Here is a 23,764-nt window from a genome sequence, read left to right on the forward strand (position 1 = left end):
GCATCGAGAAGGCCATTCCCCTCCCCCGTTGGGCCAACCAATGAACCGTTATCCCCTCTGGAAATATGTCGTGATGGTCGTGGCGCTCGCCATCGGCTTCGTGTACACATTGCCCAACTTCTTCGGCGAAGCGCCCGCGGTCCAGGTGTCGAGCGGCAAGGCCACCGTCAAGCTCGACAGCGACACGCTCGCGCAGGTCGAAGCCGCGCTCGCCGCGAATAACATCAAGGCCGACGACGTCACGTTCGACAACTCGCAGATGAACGCGAACATCCGCGTGCGCGTTGCCGACGAAGACACCCAGCTGCGCCTGAAAGACACGCTCACCAAAGCGCTCAACCCCGACCCGAGCGACCCCGTCTACGTCGTCGCGCTGAACCTGCAGAGCGCCTCGCCGCACTGGCTGACGGCCCTGCACGCGCTGCCGATGTATCTCGGTCTCGACCTGCGCGGCGGCGTGCACTTCCTGCTCCAGGTGGACATGAACGGCGCGCTCAGCAAGAAGCTCGATTCCGACGCTTCGGACGCCCGCACGCTGCTGCGCGACAAGACCATCCGCGACGGCGGCGTGAACCGCGTCGATCAGTCGATCGTCATCAATTTCGCCGATCCGGCCGTCGCCGCCGACGCGCAGAAGGTGCTCGCCACCGGCGTGAGCGAGCTCCAGTGGGCCACGCAGAACGCGCCCGATGGCGGCGTGCAGCTCGTGGGCACGTTCTCGCCGGCGGTCAAGAAGGCGGTTCAGGAAGCGGCCCTCAAGCAGAACATCCAGACGCTGCATAACCGCGTGAACGAACTGGGCGTGTCCGAGCCCGTGATCCAGCAGCAAGGCGACGACCGCATCGTGGTCGAACTGCCGGGCGTGCAGGACACCGCGAAGGCGAAGGACATCATCGGCCGCACGGCCACGCTCGAAGCGCGTCTGGCCGACCCGCTCGGCCTGCATCCCGACCCGGCCGCGCCGGTGCCGCCGGGCGACGAGCTCTTCACCCAGGGCAACCAGGCCCCGGTGTGGCTCAAGAAGCAGGTGATCTTCACGGGCGACCGCATCATCGACGCCTCGGCGGGCTTCGACGAGCACAATCGTCCGTCGGTCAACATCCGTCTCGACTCGGCGGGCGGGCGCTCGGTGCGCGACGTCTCGCGCGACAACATCGGCAAGCCGATGGCGATGGTGCTGTTCGAGAAGGGCAAGGGCGAAGTGCTGACGGTGGCGACGATCCAGTCGGAACTGGGCGACCGCTTCCAGATCACGGGCCAGCCCACGCCGCAAGCCGCCGCCGACCTCGCGCTGCTGCTGCGCGCGGGCTCGCTCGCGGCCCCGATGGACATCATCGAGGAACGCACGGTCGGCCCGAGCCTCGGCGCGGAAAACATCAAGAAGGGCTTCGACTCGGTGATCTACGGCTTTACCGCCATCGCCGTGTTCATGATCGCCTACTACATGCTGTTCGGCCTGATCTCGGTGATCGGCTTGTCCGTGAACCTGCTGCTGCTGATCGCGGTGCTCTCGATGCTGCAGGCCACGCTCACGCTGCCCGGCATCGCGGCTATCGCGCTCGCGCTCGGTATGGCGATCGACGCGAACGTGCTGATCAACGAGCGTATCCGCGAAGAGCTGCGCCACGGCGCGCCGCCGCAACTGGCCATCCAGAACGGCTATGCGCACGCCTGGGCCACGATTCTCGACTCGAACGTGACCACGCTCATCGCCGGTCTCGCGCTGCTCGCGTTCGGCTCGGGCCCGGTGCGCGGCTTCGCGATCGTGCACTGCATCGGCATTCTCACCTCGATGTTCTCGGCCGTGTTCTTCTCGCGCGGTCTCGTGAACCTTTGGTACGGCGGCAAGAAGAAGCTCAAGTCGCTCGCGGTGGGCCAGGTGTGGCGTCCGGAGCCGGAACTGGCGGGCGCGGGCAGCACGGCCGCGCTCGAGCACGACGACGCCCACACCGATACGGGTCGCGCCCTCGCCGCCAACGCAGCGAAGCCGCGTGAAAAAGCGAAGGCCGCCGCCAAGGGTTCGGCGCGCGCGAAGCCTGTCGTGCGCCGCAGAAACGGTCCGGGCAGCCCGGACAACACGGGTTCGTCCCGCTGATACGGAGTCAAGATCATGGAATTTTTCCGCATCCGCAAGGACATTCCGTTCATGCAGCGCGCGTTGATCTTCAACGCGATCTCGTTCATCACCTTTATCGCGGCGGTGTTCTTCCTCGTGCACCGCGGCCTGCACCTGTCGATCGAGTTCACGGGCGGCACGGTGATCGAAGTGCAGTATCCGCAGGCGCTCGATCTCCAGCCGGTGCGCGACTCGCTCGGCAAGATCGGTTACGGCGACGCCCAGGTGCAGAACTTCGGCACCTCGCGCGACGTGCTGATCCGCCTGCCGATCAAGCAGGGCCTGAGCTCCTCCCAGCAGAGCGATCAGGTCATGGCCACGCTCAAGGAAGGCAACCCGCAGGTGCAGTTGCAGCGCGTGGAGTTCGTCGGTCCGCAGGTGGGCAAGGAGCTCGCCACCGACGGCCTGCTCGCGCTCGCGTGCGTGGTGGTGGGCATCGTCATTTACCTGTCGTTCCGCTTCGAGTGGAAATACGCCGTGGCCGGCGTGATCGCGAACCTGCACGACGTGGTGATCATTCTCGGCTTCTTCGCGTTCTTCCAGTGGGAGTTCTCGCTCTCGGTGCTGGCGGCGGTGCTCGCGGTGCTCGGCTATTCGGTGAACGAATCGGTCGTGGTCTTCGACCGGATCCGCGAGACCTTCCGGCGCGAGCGCAAGATGACCGTGGTGGAAGTGATCAACCACGCCATCACCAGCACGATGTCGCGAACCATCATTACCCACGGCTCTACGGAAATGATGGTGCTCTCGATGTTCTTCCTCGGCGGCCCGACGCTGCACTACTTCGCACTCGCGCTGACGGTGGGTATCCTGTTCGGTATCTACTCGTCGGTGTTCGTCGCGGCGGCGCTCGCCATGTGGCTCGGCGTGAAGCGCGAGGATCTCATCAAGGAAAAGAAGGAAAAGTACGATCCGAACGATCCGAACGCCGGGGCGCAGGTTTAAGCCGCCCTCGCCTGCTCAGGAACGCTTCAGGAAAGCAGCACGCAAAAGCCGGTTCTCGCGAACCGGCTTTTTTTCGCACTCGCGCCAGGCGAGCGCGGCGCCCGTTGCTGCCTGGCGACTCTACTGCTTGATGCCTTCGGCCTGGATGTGCAGCTTCGTCTGCATCTTGAAGCCGTACTTCTTGCCCATGTCGATGCCGTAGTCGTCGCGGTTGAATTCGGCTTCGGCCTCCACGCCGCACACCTCGCGCTTGAGCATGGGGTGCTGCATGCACTTGAACGATTCGATCTCCAGATTGAGCGGCCGCGTCACGCCGTGCAGCGTGAACGTGCCGATCACTTCTTTCGGCGTGTCGCCGTCGAACACGATCTGCGTGCCCTTGTAAGTGGCCGTGGGGTACTTTGCGGCGTCGAGGAACTCGGGGCCGGCCACGTGCTTGTCCAGTTCCGCGTTGCCGGTCTGCACCGAAGCCGGGTCGATCGTGACGTCGACGGTGCCCGTCTTCGCGGCGCGGTCGAGCGTAACCGTGCCCGTGGTCTTCGTGAATTTGCCGCGCCAGATCGAGAGTCCGTCCATGTGGTCGGCTTCGAAGCTCGGATAGGTGTGGTTGGGATCGAGCTGATAGGTGTCCGCGGCGAAGGCCGGGGCCGCCCACCATCCCGCGAGAACGGCGGATGCGGCTGCAGCAGTCGTGACGGTCATGCGAAACAAGGTTTTCAAAGACGCCTCCATGGCGGCAAGAGGTACGCAAAACGCGCCGCCGCGCCCCGCGCGCGCCGGTTCTGGCGCCCTACCATACGCCAATTGGGCAAACGTGGCACACTCCGGGCCCGTCGTGCGGCCGCGAGGCCCCGGCCGCCGCCATTCGTCGCCTCCAGGCCGGCCTTTGGTAACATGGCGCACGGCCGCTGCGAACCCAGGTCGCAGGCGGCGGCGTTGCCCGTTCCCGTTCACGTCGTTTTGCGTCATCTGCCCGCATGGCCCAGGACAAACTGATCGCGTGTCACGAATGCGACGCGCTCTACCGCAAGCCCCAGCTGCTCGGCCGGCAAACCGCCCGCTGCTCGCGCTGCGGCGCGACCCTCTACAGCAGCGGGTCGGCGCAGATCGACCGGATCTGCGCGATGACCGTCGCCGCCCTCATCACCTTCATCATCGCCCAGTCGTTTCCGATCATCGAGCTCGATGCCAACGGCATCACCTCGGAGTCGAGCCTCTTCGGCGCGCTCGTGATCCTGTGGGGCGAAAACATGGAGATCGTCGCCGTCATGGTGTTCTGCGCGACGATCCTCTTTCCGCTCACCGAGCTCGTCGCCCTGCTTTATGTCCTGCTGCCCATCCGGCGCGGCGTGATTCCGCCGGGCTTCAACCAGGTGCTGCGCGCCATCGAGTTCGTGCGGCCCTGGGGCATGCTCGAAGTGTTCATGCTCGGCGTGCTGATCACGATCGTGAAGATGGTGAGCCTCGCGCGCGTGATTCCCGAAACGGCGCTCTTCGCGTTCGGCGCGCTCACGCTCATGTTCACCGTGGTGCTGACGTTCGATTCCCGCACGCTCTGGGACATCGCCGACGCGCTGCGCGATCGCGAAGCGAGGCGGCACGCGGGCATCCCGGCTTCCGACGACGCAGCCGCGTCCGGCAGCGCCGACGCGACCGGCCTGCCCGGCCTCCCCGGCACGCCGGACATCTACGACCCGGCCGCGCCGAAGCCCCCGGGCGGCAACCCGAAGCCCTCGGGTTCGTCCCCGCACTGAAGGCGCCGCCATGAAATATCTGACCGCCACCGAAGCCGGCCTCGTCTCGTGTCATGCCTGCGGGCACGTGCAGCCGCGCGAACGCGGCAACCCGCACCCGCGCTGCGACCGCTGCCACGCGACGCTGCACGAGCGCCATCCCGACAGCATCACGCGCACGTGGGCGCTGCTGATCGCCGCGGCGCTGCTCTACATCCCGGCCAACCTGCTGCCCGTCATGCACACAGCGTCGCTCGTCGGCGACGAAGACGACACGATCATGAGCGGTATCGTGTACTTCTGGACCTCGGGTTCGTGGCCGCTCGCGGTCATCGTCTTCATCGCCAGCATTCTCGTGCCGATGCTCAAGCTCTTCGTCCTCGCGCTGCTCGCCTTCACGGCGGGCCGGCGCTCGACGTGGCGCCCCGTCGAGCGCACGAAGCTCTACCGGATCGTCGAATTCATCGGCCGCTGGTCGATGCTGGACATCTTCGTCGTGACGCTGACAGTGGCGCTGGTACGCTTCCAGTCGCTTGCAGTGATCACCGCGCGCCCGGGCGCCATCGCGTTCGGCTGCGTCGTGATCCTTACCATGATGGCGTCGATGCAGTTCGACCCGCGCCTCATCTGGGACCCCGTGGACGACGACACACAGAACCCCACGCAACACAATCAGGATCGCGCCCATGAATAACCCGAAAGGACCGACCCCGCCTTCCGCGGGCGGCCCGCTCCCGCCCGAGCTGCCGGAGCCTGAGATCGTCAGGCCGAAGCGCTGGCTGCCTTCGCTCGTCTGGATCGTGCCGCTCGTCGCGGCGCTGATCGGCATCGCGCTGGTGGTGAAGTCCGTGGTCGATCGCGGCCCCACGATCACCATCAGCTTCGCGAGCGCCGAAGGCCTCGAGCCGGGCAAGACCAAGGTGAAGTACAAGGACGTCGATATCGGTTCGGTGCGCGCGATCAAGCTCTCGCCCAACCTCTCGCACGTGCTCGTCACCGTCGAGCTGACCAAGGACGCCGAAGCGTTCGCCGTGAAGGACAGCCGCTTCTGGGTGGTGCGTCCGCGCGTGGGCGCAAGCGGCGTTTCGGGCCTCTCCACGCTGCTCTCGGGTTCCTATATCGGCGCCGACGCCGGCCGCTCGAAGGACACGGCCACCGACTTCACCGGGCTCGAAGCGCCGCCCGCCGTGACGATCGACGAGAAGGGCCACCGCTATACGCTGCACAGCGACACGCTCGGCTCGCTCGACATCGGCACGCCGATCTTCTACCGGCGCATCCAGGTCGGGCAGGTAACGGGCTACTCGCTCGACAAGGACGGCACCGGCGTGACCGTACAGGTGTTCGTGAGCGCGCCGTACGACCAGTACGTGGGCACCAACACGCGCTGGTGGCACGCGAGCGGCGTGAACGTGCAGCTCGATTCGAGCGGCATCAAGGTCGATACCCAGTCGCTCGCGACCATCGTGGTAGGCGGCCTCGCGTTCCAGGCGCCCCCCGGCAAGGCTCTCGGCCCGCAGGCGCCCGACAATGCGACCTTCAACCTCGCCGACAACGAGACGGACGCCATGCGCGAGCCGGACGGCGCGCCGGTGCGCGTGGTCATGTACTTCAACCAGTCGCTGCGCGGCCTTTCGGTGGGCGCGCCCGTGGACTTCCGCGGCATCGTGCTCGGCCAGGTCACCGACATCGGCATCGAGTACGACCCGAAGGAGCATAACTTCGCGATGCCGGTCACCGTGGACCTGTACCCGCTGCGCCTGTCGCGCCGCGTGCACAACGGCGAAGCGCCGGCGCCGTACACGCCGCAAAGCCGCGAGCTGCTGCAGCGTCTCGTGGACCGCGGGCTGCGCGGCCAGCTGCGCACGGGCAACCTGCTCACGGGCCAGCTTTACGTCGCGCTCGACATCTTCCCGAAGGCGCCGTCGGCCAAGGTGGATCTCGACCACGATCCGATCCAGCTGCCCACCATCCCGAACTCGCTCGAGGAGCTGCAACTGCAGGTGGCCGACATCGCGAAGAAGCTCGACAAGATTCCGTTCGACCAGATCGGCACGAATCTGAACGACTCGCTCAAGAACGCGAACCAGCTCTTCACCCAGGTGAACGGCCAGTTGCTCCCGCAACTGCGCGGCACGCTCGACGAAGCGCAGAAGACCTTTGCCGCAGCGCAGTCCACGCTGCAGCAGGATTCGCCGCTGCAGTCGGACGTGCACGAAGCGATGCAGCAGCTCACGCGCACGCTGCAGTCGCTCAACTCGCTGTCCGATTATCTGGAACGCCACCCCGAGTCGCTGTTGCGCGGCAAATCAGGAGACAACCCATGACGTTCAACCGGCTCTTCACGCGGACCACCGCTCTGGCCGCAGCCGCTGCGGCAGCCGCGGCCGTGCTGGCCGGCTGCGCGTCGCCGCCCAGCCACTTCTACACGCTGAGCCCGACCGACGACGCGGCGCGCACCGCGCCGCCCGTGGCGAGCGCGAACCCGGCCCTCCTGATCGAGCTCGCGCCGATCGACGTGCCGCCGCAGGTCGCCAAGGCGCAGTTCGTCGTACAGACGGACGCAAGCCGCGTCGACGTGCTCGAGCAGCGGCGCTGGGCGTCGCTGCCCGGCGACGAGATCCGCCGCGCGCTCTCGGGCGACCTCACGCAGCAGCTGGGCACCATCGACGTATATGGTTCGCCGCGGCCCGAAGGCGTGCCGGTGTACCGCGTGAGCGTGCGCGTTCAGCGCTTCGAGTCGTGGCCCGATTCGCATGCGCTCATCGATGCGGTCTGGAGCGTGCGCTCGCTCGCCTCGCAGCAGGTCATGACCTGCCGCAGCGTGCTCGACGAGAAGGTCGGCACCGGCTACGACGCGCTCGTCGAAGGACACCGGCGCGCGGTCGCCGCGCTCTCGGCGGCGATCGCGAGCGGGGTGCGCGCGCTCGCCGCCGCGCCGCAGCCCGTCATGACGCCGGGCAGCAAGACCACCAGCCGGCCAAGGCCGATGCCCCCCATCGCCTGCCCGGCGGCGGCGCCGGCAGACTCCGGCGCTGGCTGATTCCCCCGTGCCGGCCCGCAGCCGTTATGCTGGGCCGACACTTCCGCTTTCCCTTATGTTCCGTACCGTCAAGACCCTCTGGAAAAAATGGCGCGCCTCGCGCAGCGCCGGCCACCAGCTCGACGCGCTGCTGGCCGTCGCCAATGCCGATGCGCCCTACGCCGAGCGCAGCGACTGGCTGATCGAACTCGCGCACTGGATCCACCGCGGCGGCAAGCTGGACGCCGCGTCGCCCTCCCCGCTCTCCGCCGGGCCGGCCGACGCGCCGCGCCGCGGGCCGCCGGAGCACGCGCGCGTGCGCTATCTGCTGCACGTGCTCGACCGCAATCCGGCCTGGAAAGCCAATGTGGGCGCGATGGTGCGCAAGCTGGTGCGCGAGTCCGACAGCATCTCGCTCCTCTGCGATGCGGGCATGCCCGTGCATTCGGGTCTCCTCGGCGCGCTCTCGGAGCGCATCCAGGCGCAGCTGATTCCGCCCGCGCCGAACCGCCGCGACCTCGCCGCGCTCTTCACGCTGATGTTTCCGGCCGCCCACGACCCCGAATGGATCGCTACGCTGCCGCCGGACTTGCTGAGCCGCCTGAAGGACCTGATCGTCGGAGCGGAACAGGAAACAACCGTCGCCGGGACAGCTCCCGCCACTACGGCCAGCGCAGCGGAATCCGACGCGCCCGCGGCCGCCATGCCCGGGCGCAGCGACCTTTCCGTGGATCTGCTGACGGCGCTGCACAACCTCACCTGCCAGATCAGCTCGACGGGCCTTTCGCCGACGGTGCGCAGCCGCCTGTCCGGCGACGACGCCCGCGTGGCCGTCGAGCGCCTGCCGTTCTTCCGCCTCACGCGGGCGATGCTGGCCGTGGAAAATGCCCGCGACTCGGGCGAGCCCGATCGTCTGTTGCAGGAGGTGACGTGGCTGCGCGTCTTGCTGGACGGCTGCCGCGAAGCCACCGACGACGTCTTCGCCCACCTCTACCGCAACGGCGTGCGCGTCGATACGGTGTTCCAGGTGGAACGCATGCGCATGCGTATCCAGCGCGCGGAGCAACTGCTCGACGCCTGGATGGCCGCCAGCGACCTGAGCATGCAGGCGCGCCTCGTCGCGGATCTCGTGAAGGCGAACCAGGCGAGTCAGAGCGTGCTGCACCTCGTACGCAGCAACTTCGCGCTGCTCTCGCGCAAGGTGGTCGAGCTATCCGCCGATACCGGCGAGCACTACATCGCCCGCGACCGCGCCGAATACCTGACCATGCTGCGCATGGCCGCCGGCGGCGGCCTCGTGACGGCGGTCACCGTGTACGTGAAGTTCGGCGTGACGGGGGCGCATCTGCCGTCGATGATCGAAGGCGTGTTCGCGGGGCTGAACTATGCGGTGAGCTTCCTCGTCATGCACTTCTGCCACTTCTCGCTCGCCACCAAGCAGCCCGCGATGACGGCGCCCACGCTCGCCCGCGAGCTCGACGGCGCCGACGAGCCGGCCGGGCAGGCACGCTTCGTCTCGTCGGTGGTGGCGCTCATCCGCACCCAGGCGGCGGCCGTGCTCGGCAACGTGCTGCTCGTGTTTCCCGCCTGCCTTGCGATCCAGCTGGTCTGCGGCTGGCTCTTTCACGTCAACCTGATCTCGCCCGCCAAGGCGCACGCCACGCTCCAGTCGTTCTCGCTCGCCGGGCCGACGCCGCTCTACGCGGCGCTCACGGGCGTGCTGCTGTGGGCGTCGAGCCTCTTTGCCGGCTGGGCCGACAACTGGTTCGTGCTGCATCGCGTGGAAGACGCCCTCGCCTGGAACCGGCGCCTGCGCATGACGCTCGGGGCCGCGGGCGCCGCGCGCTTTGCCCACTTTTGCCGCAGCAACGCGGCAGGCGTATGGGGCAATGTCGCGCTCGGGCTGATGCTCGGGGTCGTGCCGGCGGTGGTCTCGGCCATCGCGTTCCACTTCGAGGTGCGCCACGTCACCTTGTCGTCAGGATCGATCGGCGTGGCGATGGGGGTGCTCGGCACCTCCACACTCGGGTCCGGCGAGCTCTGGTGGGCAGTCGCGGGCGTGGCGAGCATGGCGGTCCTCAACGTGACGGTGAGCTTCGCGCTCGCCTTGCAGATGGCGCTGCGTTCGCGCGACCTGGGGCGCAAGGACGTGCGGCCGCTCATGCGCGCGATCTGGCGGCGCATTTCGCGGCATCCGGTGGATCTCGTGTGGCCGCGGCGCAAAGCCAGCAATGCCGACGAGGCAGGCGCGCACTGACATCGGCTGACATCGACTGACATCGGCAAAGCGCCGGCAGGCATGGCACGGACACACCTGGCGCCATGCACGCGGCGCTCCACTCGGGGCGCCGCCGCAACCCGCGTACAATAGCGCCTTCCCCGCAGCGTCCCTTCCCCCCTCATGTCTTTCGAATTTTTTGCCCCCTGCCCGCGCGGCCTCGAAGCCGCGCTCGCCGCCGAACTGGCCGAAATCGCCTCGGGGCGCCTGCCGCCCGGCGCACTCGCGGTCGGCGCCGAAGTGCCCGGCGGCGTGCATCTGCGCGGCAACTGGGCCGGCGGCATGGCCGCGAACCTGCACTCGCGCATCGCGAGCCGCGTGCTGCTGAAAATCGCCCAGGGCCCGTACCGCAGCGAGCAGGACGTCTACACGCTCGCCGCCGGACAGCGCTGGGAGCAGTGGTTCACGCCCAACGAAACGCTGCGCGTCGACATCACGGCGATCAAGTCGCCGCTGCGCAGCCTCGAATTCGCGACGCTGCGCGTGAAGGACGCCATCTGCGACCGCATGCGCTCGAAGGCCGGCGCGCGCCCGAGCATCGACACCGCGTATCCCGACGTGCGCGTCTTCGCCTTCCTCACGGCGGGCGACTGCACGCTCTATCTCGACACCTCGGGCGAGCCGCTCTTCAAGCGCGGCTGGCGCCTCGACAAGGGCGCGGCGCCGCTGCGCGAGAACCTGGCGGCCGGCATCCTGCGCCTCACAGGCTGGACGCCCGGCACGCCGCTCTACGACCCGATGTGCGGCAGCGGCACGTTCCTCGCCGAAGCGGCCCAGGTGGCGCTCGACATCGCGCCGGGGCTCGACCGCAGCTTCGGCTTCGAGCGCCTGAAGCAATTCGATTCGGCGGCGTGGCGCCATCTGAAGAGCGAGGCCAACACGGCCCGCAACGCAGCGCAAAGCCGCCCGCACCACGATCTGCTGATTTTCGGCAGCGACATTTCCGACGTGATGCTCGAAAAGGCGCGCGCCAACTTCGCGCGCGCCGGGCTCGGCAACGTGCCGCTCAAGCAGCTCGACGCACGCAACATGACGCCGCCCGCCGACGCGCCCGGCATCCTCGTGGCCAACCCGCCGTACGGCGAGCGCATCGAGGTGCGCGGCCGCAACGCACGCGGCGAGGCGCGCCCGACGGCCCGCGAGTTGCGCGGCGAAGACAACGGCGGCGACGAAGGCTTTCGCCGCGCGCAGACGCAGGACGATGCACCGGACAGCGAGTTCTTCCAGGCGCTGGGCGACGCGCTCAAGCAGCGCTTCACGGGCTGGCGCGCGTTCGTGCTGACTTCGGACCGCAAGCTGCCGGGGCAGTTGCGCCTGCGCGAATCGGCGAAGACGCCGCTCTACAACGGCGCGCTCGAATGCCGGCTATTCCGCTTCGACCTGATCGCGGGCAGCGTGCGCCAGCGTCCCGCGAACGGCGGCGGCACGCAGGCGAACGAAAACGCCTGAGCACACCGAGCCTATCCCTGCGCCCGCTCGCAACGAGCGGGCAACCAATAGCCTTCGCACTCCGGAACAAGCTCCACTAGCTGCTGACAAGTTCGCCTGCGCCCCCTGCTGACAGTACGTTGTCAGCAGGGGGCCGGCACACTCCTCCTACGCCATCTGGCGATCCAGCCGTTTCCACCGTCAGCAGTCCGCATTCGAGGAGCGCATCATGTCGTCCGAAGTGTCCCGTGTCATCTCGTGGTTCGAAATCCCCGCGCACGATCTGGAGCGCGCCGCCAGCTTCTATGAAGCGGCGCTCGACACGTCGCTGCAGCGTGACGTGGTCGGCGGCGTGCCCATGGCCCTCTTCGCGCATACCGAGGCCGATACCGGCGGCTGCATCGTCTTCAATCCGCAGGACTCGAAGCCCGATCCGAAAGGCGTGCTCGTGTACCTGAACGCGCAGCCTTCGGTGACGGCCGTACTCGATCGCGTCGTGAAGGCCGGCGGCAAGAAGCAGGGGCCTGCGGTGGAGCTGCCGAACAACTACGGCTATATCGGCTTCTTCATCGATACCGAGGGCAATCGCGTCGGGCTGCATGCGCCCAAGCTGGTGTGATGCCGGACTGAAGCCAGTCTGAAACGCGCGGGGGCGTCGTGTTCGAGAACGGCCGCCCCTCGCGCGCCTGCGTTCGCGCAAGCGGCGCTATCATCGCGGCAGCGGCCGCGCTCAGGCCCCCGGCCGCCCCTTCGTCGACTCCACGCAAGCGCCCATGTCCCGTCGCGCAGACCGTCTCTTTCGCATTGCCGAGTTGTTGCGCGGCCGCCGTCTCACCACGGCGCAGCAGCTTGCCGAATGGCTCGAAGTCTCGCCGCGCACCGTCTATCGCGACGTGCGGGACCTGCAGCTCTCGGGCGTGCCGATCGAGGGCGAGGCGGGCATCGGCTATCGTCTTGCGCGCAGCGCGAGCCTGCCGCCGCTCGCCTTCACCGCCGACGAACTCACGGCCCTCGCGGTCGGCGCGCGCATGGCCGAATCGTGGGGCGGCGCCGCGCTGGCAGGCGGCGCGCGCAGCGCGCTCGCCAAGATCGCGGCCGCCATGCCGGCGGACAAGCGTGTGGTACTCGAACGCCTTGCCGTGTTCGTGCCGTCGTTTCACGTCGACCGGGCGTTCTCCGAGAAAGTGGACGCGCTGCACCGTGCCGTCGATACGCGGCTCGTCGTGCGCTTCGCTTATTGCGACCGGCTCGGCGCGCATACGCAACGGCGCGTGTGGCCGCTCGGGCTCGTGTACTGGGGCGCGCGCTGGACCGTGGGCGCATGGTGCGAACTGCGCGAGGACTTCCGCAATTTCGACATCGCGCGCATGGGCGAGGTCGAGGTGCTGGAGCCTTTTCCCGATGTCAGCGGGCGCCGGCTCGCCGACTACATGCGGCGCGTGAAAGCGCCTTCGCGCTAGCTGCGTGGTCGTGGAAGCGGTCTGAGCATCAAACGAAAAAGCGCGCATCGCTGCGCGCTTTTTCCTTCTTTCTCTTCTACCGGTTGCGGCGGACTGGATCGGTCGTTACTCCACCGACTTCACCATATCCTCGATCACCTTCTTGGCGTCGCCGAACACCATCATGGTCTTGTCCATGTAGAACAGCTCGTTGTCGAGCCCGGCATACCCCGCCGCCATCGACCGCTTGTTCACGATCACCGTGCGCGCCTTGTACGCCTCGATGATCGGCATGCCCGCAATCGGCGACTTCGGATCGTTCTTCGCGGCCGGATTCACGACGTCGTTCGCGCCCAGCACCAGCACCACGTCGGTCTGACCGAACTCGTTGTTGATGTCCTCCATCTCGAACACCATGTCGTAGGGCACCTCGGCTTCCGCGAGCAGCACGTTCATGTGCCCCGGCATACGGCCCGCCACCGGGTGAATTGCGTAGCGTACGTCCACGCCCTTCTCCACGAGCTTGTCGGTGAGCTCCTTCAGCGCATGCTGCGCGCGCGCCACCGCGAGACCGTAGCCCGGCACGATCACGACACTCTCCGCATTGCCGAGCATGAACGCCGCATCGTCGGCCGAACCCGACTTCACCGGACGCTGTTCCTTCGCGCCGCCCGCCGTCGCTTCGCCCGCCTCGCCGCCGAAGCCGCCCAGCAGCACGTTGAAGAACGAGCGATTCATCGCGTGGCACATGATGTACGAGAGAATCGCACCCGAAGAGCCCACCAGCGAGCCGGCAATGATGAGCATCGCGTTGTTCAGCGAGAAGCCGATGCCGGCCGCCGCCCACCCCGAATAAGAGTTCAGCATCGACACCACGACGGGCATGTCCGCCCCGCCGATCGGAATGATGATGAGCACGCCCAGCGCGAACGCGATCAGCGTCATGACGATGAACGGCAGCCACGACTGCGTGAGGAAGAACAGAATCCCGAAGCCGATCATGCCGAGCGCCAGCATCAGGTTGATGAGGTGCTGGCCCGCATAGATCACCGGCGCGCCCTGGAACAGACGGAACTTGTACTTGCCCGAGAGCTTGCCGAACGCGATCACCGAACCGCTGAAGGTAATCGCCCCCACGAACGTGCCGATGAAGAGCTCGATGCGATTGCCGTACGGCAGGAAGCCCGGATACGGCGCGTCCTCGGCCACGAGCCCGAACGCGGCGGGTTCCGACACCACCGCGTAGGCGATGCACACCGCCGCGAGACCGATCAGCGAGTGCATGGCGGCCACCAGTTCGGGCATCTTCGTCATCTCGACGCGCCCGGCCACGTAAGCGCCGAGCCCCCCGCCGATCACCAGCGCCCCGAACAGCAGCCCGAGGCCGAGCCCGAGGTTCGAGCCGAACTGCGCGGACTCCTTCACGATCAGCGCGAGCGTGGTGAGGATCGCGATGGCCATGCCGGTCATGCCGAACACGTTGCCGGCGCGCGCGCTCTTCGGGTTCGAGAGCCCCTTGAGCGCCTGGATGAAGCAGACCGAAGCCACCAGGTAGAGCAGCGTAACGACGTTCATGCTCATCGTGCGCCCTCCTTCTGTTCGAGCTTCTTCGGCTCCTTCTTGCGGAACATCTCGAGCATGCGCCTCGTGACGAGAAAGCCCCCGAACACGTTGACGGCCGCGAGCAGCACGGCCAGCGTGCCGAAGAACTTGCCCGCGTAACCGACGGTCAGGCCCGTGGCAAGCATGGCGCCGACGATCACGATCGCCGAGATCGCATTGGTCACGGCCATGAGCGGCGTGTGCAGCGCGGGCGTGACGTTCCAGACCACGTGATAGCCCACGTACACGGCCAGCACGAAGATGATCAGGTTGATGACGGTGTGGTTGATGACTTCCATGTCTTCGTTCTCCTCCTCGTCATGCCTTCTTCGTGACGGCCCCGTCGCGGGCCAGCAGCGTGGCCGCGACGATGTCGTCCGCGAGGTCGATGTTGAGCGTGCCTTCCTTCGTGAGAATCAGCTTCAGGAAGTCCAGCAGGTTGCGCGCGTAGAGCGACGACGCGTCGGCGGCGACCATCGAAGCGAGGTTCGTGTAGCCGCAGATCCGCACGCCGTGGTGCGTCACCACCTCGTCCGCGACGGTCAGCGGGCAGTTGCCGCCGCGCCGTCCCGTGGCCGGATCGGCCACCGGGCCGCGTCCCGCCGCGAGGTCGATCACGACCGAACCGGGCTTCATCGCCTGCACCGTTTCCGAGGGCAGCAACGTGGGCGCGTCGCGGCCCGGAATCAGCGCGGTGGAGATGACGATATCGGCCTGCTTCGCGCGCTCGTGCACCAAAGCCGACTGGCGAGCGAGCCACGACGGCGGCATGGGCCGCGCATAGCCGCCCACGCCCTGCGCGGCTTCGCGCTCCTCGTCGGTCTCGTAGGGCACGTCGATGAATTTCGCGCCCAGCGACTCGATCTGCTCTTTCACCGCGGGGCGCACGTCCGAAGCCTCGATCACCGCGCCCAGGCGCTTCGCCGTGGCAATGGCCTGCAGCCCCGCCACGCCCGCGCCCAGGATCAGCACGCGCGCCGCCTTCACGGTGCCCGCGGCCGTCATCAGCATGGGCATGAAGCGCGGATAGAGGTTCGCCGCCACCAGCACCGCCTTGTAGCCGGCGATGTTGGCCTGCGAAGAGAGCACGTCGAGGCTCTGCGCGCGCGTGGTGCGCGGCGCGGCTTCGAGCGCGAACGCGGTCACGCCCGCTTCCGCGAGCCTCGCCGCATTCTCCGCATTAAAGGGATCGAGCATGCCCACGAGCACGGCGCCGCGTTTCATGAACGGCAGTTCGCTGAGCGTTGGGGACTGGACCTTGAGCACGAGGTCGGCGCCGAAGGCGGCGGCCGCATCGGCGATCTGGGCGCCGACGGCGCGGTACGCCTCGTCGGGAAAGCTCGCCCCCGTGCCCGCACCGCTCTGGAGCGTCACGGTGTGGCCCTGCGCGACGTATTTCTTGACTGTCTCCGGCGTCGCGGCCACGCGGCTTTCGTTCGCCCGCGTTTCTGCGGGTACTCCGATATGCATCGTTGAATCCTCCTCGACCTTCCAGCGCTTTAAAGATTCGGGGGGCCGGCAAGGTACGCCGGCAAGTATTCTTTTCTAGTGCAACGGCATAAGGACGCACCACTTTAACCGAAAGCCGGGGGCGGATCGACCCCGCGAAAAGCCGGGGTTGCGCGCTGCGGCATGCTCGGCGGGGTGCGCCGGAGCCGACCGACCGTCCGGTAGGGCCGCCCATGCCAGTGGGCCACGCGCGGCGCCCCCGCGCCCCGGCCACGCCCGCCGCCAGCAGCGCGGGGCGTGTCCCGGTAAAATGGCGGACCATGAACGAGGACACTTGGGCCCCGCACGTCACCGTGGCGGCGATCATCGAGCGCGACGGGCAATTTCTGCTCGTCGAAGAGCACACGCCGGCCGGCCTGCGCCTGAACCAGCCCGCCGGCCATCTCGAGGCCGGCGAAACGCTGACCGAGGCGGTGGTGCGCGAAACGCTCGAAGAGAGCGCCTACGCGTTCACGCCCGAAGCGCTGGTGGGCGTGTACATGACGCACTTCGGCAAGCCGGGCGAAAGCGGCGCGACCTATCTGCGCTTCACGTATTGCGGCAGCGTTGCCGCTGCGCCGCAAGACCGCGCGCTCGACCCCGATATCGTCCGCACGGTCTGGATGAGCGCGGACCAACTGCGCGCCGCGCCGGAGCGGCACCGCACGCCGCTCGTGATGAAGTGCATCGACGATTACCTCGCGGGAGTGCGGGTGCCGGTCGAGTTCGTGCATGTGCATGCGGTTGGGCCCAAAGCGGAACCGAAAGCGGAACAACAGGCGGAACAACGCACGAAACAACGCGCAGAACCCAAGGCGAGTCCTCAAGGTTGAAGGCAGCAGAGCAATGAGCAAACGTAAGGTCGTGGTAGGCATGTCGGGCGGCGTCGATTCGTCGGTCACCGCATGGCTGCTCAAGGAGCAGGGATTCGACGTGGTCGGTCTCTTCATGAAGAACTGGGAAGACGACGACGACAGCGAATACTGCTCGACGCGCGAGGACTGGATCGACGTGGTGTCGGTAGCGGACCTGATTGGCATCGATGTCGAGGCCGTGAATTTCGCCGCCGAGTACAAGGACCGCGTGTTCGCGGAATTCCTGCGCGAATATTCGGCCGGCCGCACGCCGAACCCCGACGTGCTGTGCAACGCCGAAATCAAATTCAAGGCGTTCCTCGATCACGCGATGTCGCTGGGCGCGGAAACCATCGCCACGGGCCACTATGCGCGCGTGCGCCAGAACCCCGACCGCGACGGTCGTTTCGAACTGCTGAAAGCCCTCGACCACACGAAAGATCAGTCGTACTTCCTGCACCGCCTGAACCAGGCGCAGCTTTCGAAGACGATGTTCCCGCTCGGCGAGATCCCCAAGACCAAGGTGCGCGAGATCGCCGAAAAGATCGGACTGCCGAACGCGAAGAAGAAGGATTCGACGGGCATCTGCTTCATCGGCGAACGGCCGTTCCGCGACTTCCTGAACCGCTACCTGCCGACGAAGCCCGGCCCGATGATGACGCCCGACGGCAAGGTGGTGGGCGAGCATATCGGCCTCGCGTTCTACACCTTCGGCCAGCGCAAGGGCATCGGCCTCGGCGGCAGCAAGGACGGCAGCGGCGAGCCGTGGTTCGTCGCGGGCAAGGACATGACCTCGAACACGCTTTACGTCGTGCAGGGCCACGATCATCCGTGGCTGCTCGCGCACGATCTGCGCGCGGGCAACGTGAGCTGGGTGGCGGGCGAACCGCCGGCAGAGGGCCACGCGTGCGGCGCGAAAACGCGCTACCGGCAAGCCGATGCCCGCTGCGTTTTCCGCGAGGCCGGCGCGTTCGGCGACGGACAGTTCGCCCTGCACTTCCCCGACGCGCAGTGGGCCGTGACGCCCGGCCAGTCGGCGGTGCTCTACGACGGCGACGTGTGCCTCGGCGGCGGGATCATCGAAGCCGTGCAGACGCTCGAACAGCACGTTCCGGCCGTGCCGCCGCCTGCGCCCGTGCGCGCAAAGCGAACGAAGCGCGCGAAGCCGGCGCAAGGCGCAGCCGGCAAAAAGCCCGCGCTGCTCGACAGCCCGGCAAGCGAGGCGTAAGCCTCCTCTCCTCCTGGGTCACCGGGCGTCAGCCATTGCGCGCTGACTCCGGCCCCACGCAGCCTTCTTGCGCTCCGACGCGCAACGCACTTCTTCTGCCGGATTCCCAGCCAGTTTCACAAACTTGCGGCATCATTTGCGCCATCCGCGCCACCGGACGGCGCGGATGGCAGCGCGTCGAGCCCGCCCAGACGGGTAAAACGCGCGCGTACGATCAAGAATCGCAACCATGTTGCACGGGACCGGAGCCAGCGCCCAGGCGCGAACGCCGGTCGACACAGGAGTCCCCCCATGTTTTCCCGACGTTATCTGGCGATGTGGATTGCCGTCCTGCTGACGGTGGCCTGCGTCGCCGCCGCGGCGCTGCATCATCTTTCGTGGCTGTGCGCCATCGTGCCGGCGCTCTTTGTCCTGCTCGGTCTCTACGACATGACGCAGGAGCGCCACGCCATCCTGCGCAACTATCCGATCTGGGGTCATCTGCGGTTCTTCTTCGAGTTCGTGCGGCCCGAGATCCGCCAGTACTTCGTCGAGGACGACACCGACGAAAAACCGTTCTCGCTCGCGCAGCGCAGCCTCGTGTACCAGCGCGCGAAGAACGCCGTCGACAGCCGCCCGTACGGCACCGAACTCGACGTGAAAGCCGTGGGCCACGAATGGATCAGCCACTCGCTCGCGCCCACGAAGATCGGCGGCTGCGACTTCCGCGTGCTGGTGGGCGCGAACCGCGCGCAGCCCTACTCGATGTCGATCTTCAACGTCTCGGCCATGAGCTTCGGTGCGCTTTCCGCGAACGCGATCCGCGCGCTCAACCTGGGCGCGAAGAAAGGCGGCTTCGCACACGACACGGGCGAAGGCTCGCTTTCGAAGTATCACCGCGAGAACGGCGGCGACATCATCTGGGAAATCGCTTCGGGCTACTTCGGCTGCCGCAACGACGACGGCACCTTCAGCGCCGAGAAGTTCCAGCGTCTCGCGAGCGAGCCGCAGGTGAAGATGATCGAAGTGAAGCTCTCGCAGGGCGCGAAGCCCGGCCACGGCGGCATGCTGCTGGCCGCCAAGGTCACGCCCGAAATTGCCGAAACGCGCGGCATTCCGATCGGCCAGGATTGCGTTTCGCCGGCCCGCCATTCGGAGTTCTCCACGCCGCGCGGCCTGCTCGAATTCGTCGATCGCCTGCGCACGCTCTCGGGCGGCAAGCCCACCGGCTTCAAGCTGTGCATCGGGCATCCGTGGGAATTCTTCGGCATCGCCAAGGCCATGCTCGAAACCGGCATCCTGCCGGACTTCATCGTGGTGGACGGCGCCGAAGGCGGCACGGGCGCGGCGCCGCTCGAATTCACCGACCACATCGGCACGCCGCTGCAGGAAGGCCTGCTGCTCGTACACAACACGCTCGTGGGCATCGGCCTGCGCGAGAAGATCAGGATCGGCGCGAGCGGCAAGATCATCACCGCATTCGATATCGCGAAGACACTCGCGATCGGCGCGGACTGGGTGAATTCGGCGCGCGGCTTCATGTTCGCCGTGGGCTGCATCCAGGCGCAGAAGTGCCATTCGGACCGCTGCCCGACGGGCGTGGCGACCCAGGACCCGGTGCGCCAGCGCGCGCTGAACGTGCCCGACAAGGGCGAGCGCGTGTTCAACTTCCATCACAACACGCTGCATGCGCTGCAGGAAATCCTCCAGGCCGCGGGTCTCGCGGGCCCGCAGGATCTGCGCGCGCATCACATCGTGCGGCGCATTTCCTCGTACGAAGTGAAGCTGATGTCCGACCTGCTCAAGTACCTGAAGCCGGGCGATCTGCTGGAAGGCCGCTATCGCTACCAGCTGTACGAGAAGTGGTGGCCGGTCGCGCGCAGCGACTCGTTCGCGCCGGAGGCGGAAAAGATCGTCTGATCGCGCCGCGCTCCCCGGGCAACAAAGACAAACGGCGGCCTCGGCCGCCGTTTGGCATTTCAGGGGATCAGCCCTGCGGGAAGGTATCCACGAACGACGGCCGCTGCGAGAGCTTCTCGAAGTGGCGCGCAAGGTTCGGATGCGGGTCGCGCCAGTTCAGCTCCGGCGTGCGGAAGTCGAGATAGCCGAGCGCGCAGCCCACCGCGATATCGGCGAGCGTGTAGCGGTTGCCCGCGCACCAGGGGTTGCCCGCGAGGCCCTTGGCCATCGCGTTCAGGCCTTCGTCGACCTTGCGCCGCTGGCGCGCGATCCACGCGTCGCTGCGCTGCTCGGGCGTGCGCAGCGTGCCTTCGAGGCGGATCGCCACGAGCGCGTCGAGAATGCCGTCGGCGAGCGCTTCCCAGCAACGCACTTCCACCCGCTCGCGCCCCGAAGGCGGAATCAGCTTGCCCACCGGCGAAAGCGTATCCACGTATTCGCAGATCACGCGCGAGTCGAACACCGCCTCGCCGTCTTCCATCACGAGACACGGCACCTTGCCGATCGGGTTGAAGTCGTGGATCGCCGTGTCGTCGGACCACACGTTCTCGAGCTCCAGCTTGTAGTCGATTTTCTTTTCGGCGAGCATGATCCGCGCCTTGCGGACATACGGGCTGCCGAGCGAACCGATAAGTTTCATCGCACCTGCCTTTTCTGTAATCCGGCGGCAGTATACGTTGGATTGACACGGTTCCGACGCAGCACCCGGCGCCGACTACGATTACGAGATAACGAATCGGATGAGATGTGGGCTGGATGCAACATCGGCGAGGGTTGCGCCGGGATGCGAGGCAAACAGCGCGGCATGGGTGCAACCCTGCGGCCAACCGGCGATGTGAGGTCTTTCCACAGGGGCCGCGATTCCTGTGAGGCGCGGTAAGCGGGGAGTCGAGCGAGGTAGCCGGACACGGCGCTACAATCGCACGATGGACACGACCCTCACGCCCGCCCCGCACGCTCCCCATCCCACCGCCGACGCGCCGCATGGCCCCGACGGCGGCGCCGCGCTCTACCGCGCACGCCGTGAACGCGTGCTCGCCGCGATGCGCGAGCGAGGCGGCGGCATCGCGCTCGTGCCCACGGCACCCGAAGCGCTGCGCAACCGCGACGCCGACTACCCCTACCGGCACGACAGCTACTTCTACTACCTGACCGGCTTCACGGAACCGGAAGCGCTGCTCGTGCTCGACGCCAACGCGAACGACAACCAGCCCGCCTCGATCCTGTTCTGCCGCGCGAAGAACGCGGAGCGCGAGACGTGGGAAGGCTTTCGCTTCGGTCCGGAGGGAGCGCGCGAAGCGTTCGGCATGGACGCCGCCCACGCCTGGGACGAACTCGACACCCGCGTGCCGCAGCTGATCGCCAACCGGCCCGCGCTGCACTATGCGCTCGCCGCATCGGAGCGCTTCGACAACCAGGTGAGAGGCTGGATCGACACCGTGCGCGCACAAGGGCGCAGCGGCGTGACGGCGCCTGCCGCCACCTACGACCTGCTGCCGCTCATCGACGACATGCGTCTCTTCAAGGACGCCCACGAACTCGACACGATGCGCCGCGCGGCGAAGATCTCGGCGCTCGCGCACTGCCGCGCCATGGCCGCGTGCCACCCGGGCATCCACGAATACGAGCTCGAAGCCGAGCTGCTCTACACATTCCGCAAGCACGGTGCGCAAGGCCCGGCTTATGGTTCGATCGTCGCCGCGGGCGCGAACGCGTGCGTGCTGCACTACCCGGCCGGCAACGCGGTGGCGCGCGAAGGCGACCTGATCCTGATCGACGCCGCGTGCGAGCTGAACGGCTATGCCTCCGACATCACGCGCACCTTCCCGGCAAGCGGCCGCTTCACCGCCGCGCAGCGCGAGCTCTACGACATCGTGCTCGCGGCGCAGCAGGCGGCCGTCGACGCGACGCGTCCGGGCGTGAACTTCGAGGCGCCGCACGACGCCGCCGTGCGCGTGCTCGCGCAAGGCCTGCTCGACACCGGCATCCTGAACCGCCAGCAGTTCGCGAACGTGGACGAGGTGATCGAGCGGCGCGCCTACGCGCGCTTCTACATGCACCGCACGGGCCACTGGCTCGGCATGGACGTGCACGACGCGGGCGACTACCGCGAGCGCGGCACCCACGACAGCGCGACCCCGGGCGACGCGCCGCCGCCGTGGCGCACGCTGCGCCCGGGCATGACGCTCACGATCGAGCCGGGCCTGTATGTGCGCGCCGCCGAAGACGTGCCCGAGCGTTACTGGGACATCGGCATCCGCATCGAGGACAACGCAATCGTGACGGAGACGGGGTGCGAGCTCATCACGCGCGACGTGCCCGTCGAAGCCGCCGCCATCGAGCAGCTGATGCAGGACGCGCGCAAGTCATGAGCGCGGCAGCCGATACCCCCGAGGCGACGACCGCCGCCGCTGCGTTCGACTATGACGTGACCATCGTCGGCGCCGGGCCGGTGGGCATGGCGCTCGCCGGCTGGCTCACGCGGCGCAGCGCGACCTCCACGCTGTCGGTCGCGCTGATCGACGCACGCGAGCCCGAGGACAGCGCCGGCGACCCGCGCGCCATCGCCGTCTCGCAAGGCAGCCGCACGCTGCTCGAAGCGCTGGCCTGGCCGCACGACGCCACCGCCATCGAACGTATTCACGTCTCGCAGCGCGGCCACTTCGGCCGCACGCTGATCGACCGCCACGACTACGAGCTGCCGGCGCTCGGCTACGTCGCGCGCTACGGCGCGATCGTGCAGTCACTCGCGCAAGCCGTGCGCGCTACGCCCGTGCACTGGCTGCATCGCACCCAGGCGCTCGACCCCGTCGTCGAAGACGACGGGGTGACGCTGCCCGTCGTCGTCGCGGGCACCGAACGCCGGTTGCGCACGCGCATTCTCGTCAACGCCGAAGGCGGCCTCTACCGGCCCCGCCCGGATCGGGCCGCGCACGGCGACCCCGATGCAAGCGCCAACGCCGCACGAGAAGCCGCCGCAGAGGAAAACGGCGAGACCCGGCGCACGCGCGACTACGGCCAGACCGCGCTGGTCGGCGTGGTGACGGTGTCGGCACCGCAGCCGCACGTCGCCTGGGAGCGATTCACGAGCGAAGGCCCGATCGCCCTGCTGCCGATGGGCGGCGTGCGCGGCGCCGATTACGCGCTCGTCTGGTGCGCCTCGCCCGACGAAGCAGAGCGCCGCGCCCAGCTAACCGACGCCGCGTTCCTCGCGGAACTCGACGCCGCGTTCGGCTCGCGCATGGGCCGCTTCACGCAGATTCACGGCCGCGCCGCGTTCCCGCTCGGCCTCTCGGCGCTCGATGCGCTCGTGAGCGGCCACGGCCGCATCGCCGCGGTGGGCAACGCGGCGCAGACGCTGCATCCGGTGGCGGGCCAAGGGCTGAATCTGGGCCTGCGCGACGCGCACGCGCTCGCCGACGCTCTCGCGCACCATGGCGCGTCGCCGCTCGCGCTCGCCGATTTCGGGCGCCAGCGCGCACTCGACCGGCGCATGACGATCGGCGCAACGGATACGCTCGCGCGCCTTTTCACCGTCGATTTCGCGCCGCTCGCGGCGCTGCGCGGGCTCGCGCTCACCGCGCTCGAATTCGTGCCGCCCGTCAAGACGGCGCTTGCCCGGCAAATGATGTTCGGCCAGCGGACCTGACGAAACAGGCCCCGCCAGCAGGCTGGGGCAACGTGGGGTCGAAT

At 67.7% G+C, this 23,764-nt stretch carries 20 protein-coding genes; 15 read left to right on the forward strand and 5 right to left on the reverse strand.

All coding sequences use genetic code 11. The features are described from left to right. Positions 1-40 precede the first annotated feature (40 nt). Positions 41-2,095 (forward strand): protein translocase subunit SecD, encoded by a 2,055-nt coding sequence (secD, locus tag U5760_RS05290; RefSeq protein ID WP_322010145.1) that lies wholly within the window; start codon positions 41-43, stop codon positions 2,093-2,095. Positions 2,096-2,110: 15 nt separating this feature from the next. Further along, positions 2,111-3,061, forward strand: a complete 951-nt coding sequence (gene secF, locus U5760_RS05295) for a protein translocase subunit SecF (RefSeq protein WP_322010150.1) — start codon at positions 2,111-2,113, stop codon at positions 3,059-3,061. Between the two features lie 120 nt (positions 3,062-3,181). Here secF and U5760_RS05300 read toward each other — a convergent pair whose 3' ends face one another. Beyond that, positions 3,182-3,763 carry a YceI family protein gene (locus U5760_RS05300; RefSeq protein ID WP_322011059.1) on the reverse strand — a complete coding sequence of 194 codons (582 nt, stop codon included), beginning with the start codon at positions 3,761-3,763 and terminating at the stop codon, positions 3,182-3,184. A gap of 275 nt (positions 3,764-4,038) precedes the next feature. Between U5760_RS05300 and U5760_RS05305 the strand changes: the two genes are divergently transcribed. The 8 genes from U5760_RS05305 (at position 4,039) to U5760_RS05340 (ending at position 12,982) form a co-directional block, all read left to right on the forward strand. Further along, positions 4,039-4,815 carry a paraquat-inducible protein A gene (locus U5760_RS05305; protein WP_322010152.1) on the forward strand — a complete coding sequence of 259 codons (777 nt, stop codon included), beginning with the start codon at positions 4,039-4,041 and terminating at the stop codon, positions 4,813-4,815. A 10-nt stretch (positions 4,816-4,825) separates the two neighbouring features. Beyond that, on the forward strand, positions 4,826-5,488 hold the full coding sequence (locus U5760_RS05310) for a paraquat-inducible protein A (RefSeq protein WP_322010154.1): 663 nt from the start codon (positions 4,826-4,828) through the stop codon (positions 5,486-5,488). Further along, entirely contained in the window at positions 5,481-7,121 is a 1,641-nt protein-coding gene (locus tag U5760_RS05315) for an intermembrane transport protein PqiB (RefSeq protein ID WP_322010155.1), read from the forward strand. The genes U5760_RS05310 and U5760_RS05315 overlap by 8 nt, the downstream gene beginning before the upstream one ends. Beyond that, positions 7,118-7,837, forward strand: coding sequence for a PqiC family protein (locus U5760_RS05320; protein WP_322010156.1), 720 nt, complete (start codon positions 7,118-7,120; stop codon positions 7,835-7,837). Before U5760_RS05315 ends, U5760_RS05320 begins: the two co-directional genes overlap by 4 nt. A 55-nt stretch (positions 7,838-7,892) precedes the next feature. Next, positions 7,893-10,073, forward strand: a complete 2,181-nt coding sequence (locus tag U5760_RS05325; protein ID WP_322010157.1) for a site-specific recombinase — start codon at positions 7,893-7,895, stop codon at positions 10,071-10,073. A gap of 144 nt (positions 10,074-10,217) precedes the next feature. Next, positions 10,218-11,543, forward strand: a complete 1,326-nt coding sequence (locus U5760_RS05330; protein ID WP_322010159.1) for a class I SAM-dependent RNA methyltransferase — start codon at positions 10,218-10,220, stop codon at positions 11,541-11,543. Between the two features lie 208 nt (positions 11,544-11,751). Next, positions 11,752-12,141: a VOC family protein gene (locus tag U5760_RS05335; RefSeq protein ID WP_322010161.1), complete on the forward strand. Its 390-nt coding sequence runs from the start codon at positions 11,752-11,754 to the stop codon at positions 12,139-12,141. Between the two features lie 154 nt (positions 12,142-12,295). Then, entirely contained in the window at positions 12,296-12,982 is a 687-nt protein-coding gene (locus U5760_RS05340; RefSeq protein WP_322010162.1) for a YafY family protein, read from the forward strand. A gap of 105 nt (positions 12,983-13,087) precedes the next feature. On the opposite strand, the gene U5760_RS05345 is transcribed toward U5760_RS05340, so the two are convergent. Genes U5760_RS05345 through U5760_RS05355 form a run of 3 tightly spaced genes read right to left on the reverse strand, consistent with a single transcriptional unit; the run spans position 13,088 to position 16,033 of the window. Next, entirely contained in the window at positions 13,088-14,542 is a 1,455-nt protein-coding gene (locus U5760_RS05345) for an NAD(P)(+) transhydrogenase (Re/Si-specific) subunit beta (protein WP_322010164.1), read from the reverse strand. Continuing rightward, positions 14,539-14,862, reverse strand: a complete 324-nt coding sequence (locus U5760_RS05350) for an NAD(P) transhydrogenase subunit alpha (RefSeq protein WP_322010166.1) — start codon at positions 14,860-14,862, stop codon at positions 14,539-14,541. The genes U5760_RS05345 and U5760_RS05350 overlap by 4 nt, the downstream gene beginning before the upstream one ends. 19 nt (positions 14,863-14,881) lie before the next feature. Then, the gene (locus tag U5760_RS05355) at positions 14,882-16,033 is read right to left on the reverse strand and encodes a Re/Si-specific NAD(P)(+) transhydrogenase subunit alpha (protein ID WP_322010169.1); all 1,152 of its coding nucleotides are present in this window, start codon (positions 16,031-16,033) and stop codon (positions 14,882-14,884) included. A 299-nt stretch (positions 16,034-16,332) separates the two neighbouring features. Between U5760_RS05355 and U5760_RS05360 the strand changes: the two genes are divergently transcribed. From U5760_RS05360 to U5760_RS05370, 3 genes are all read left to right on the forward strand, one after another. Further along, complete coding sequence (locus tag U5760_RS05360) at positions 16,333-16,884, forward strand: NUDIX hydrolase (RefSeq protein ID WP_322010170.1); 552 nt, start codon at positions 16,333-16,335, stop codon at positions 16,882-16,884. 13 nt (positions 16,885-16,897) lie between these two features. After that, complete coding sequence (gene mnmA / locus U5760_RS05365) at positions 16,898-18,133, forward strand: tRNA 2-thiouridine(34) synthase MnmA (protein ID WP_322010172.1); 1,236 nt, start codon at positions 16,898-16,900, stop codon at positions 18,131-18,133. Positions 18,134-18,424: 291 nt separating this feature from the next. Beyond that, complete coding sequence (locus U5760_RS05370) at positions 18,425-20,032, forward strand: FMN-binding glutamate synthase family protein (protein WP_322010174.1); 1,608 nt, start codon at positions 18,425-18,427, stop codon at positions 20,030-20,032. 67 nt (positions 20,033-20,099) lie between these two features. On the opposite strand, the gene U5760_RS05375 is transcribed toward U5760_RS05370, so the two are convergent. Beyond that, positions 20,100-20,711: a glutathione S-transferase family protein gene (locus U5760_RS05375; protein WP_322010176.1), complete on the reverse strand. Its 612-nt coding sequence runs from the start codon at positions 20,709-20,711 to the stop codon at positions 20,100-20,102. 286 nt (positions 20,712-20,997) lie between these two features. Here U5760_RS05375 and U5760_RS05380 point away from each other — a divergent pair, with 286 nt between their 5' ends. Both U5760_RS05380 and U5760_RS05385 read left to right on the forward strand, forming a co-directional pair. Further along, on the forward strand, positions 20,998-22,443 hold the full coding sequence (locus U5760_RS05380; protein WP_322010178.1) for an aminopeptidase P N-terminal domain-containing protein: 1,446 nt from the start codon (positions 20,998-21,000) through the stop codon (positions 22,441-22,443). Continuing rightward, positions 22,440-23,720: a UbiH/UbiF/VisC/COQ6 family ubiquinone biosynthesis hydroxylase gene (locus U5760_RS05385; RefSeq protein WP_322010180.1), complete on the forward strand. Its 1,281-nt coding sequence runs from the start codon at positions 22,440-22,442 to the stop codon at positions 23,718-23,720. The genes U5760_RS05380 and U5760_RS05385 overlap by 4 nt, the downstream gene beginning before the upstream one ends. The last annotated feature ends 44 nt before the right edge of the window (positions 23,721-23,764 follow it).

The sequence above is a fragment of the Paraburkholderia sp. J12 genome (assembly GCF_905220215.1).
Taxonomy (GTDB): Bacteria; Pseudomonadota; Gammaproteobacteria; order Burkholderiales; family Burkholderiaceae; genus Paraburkholderia.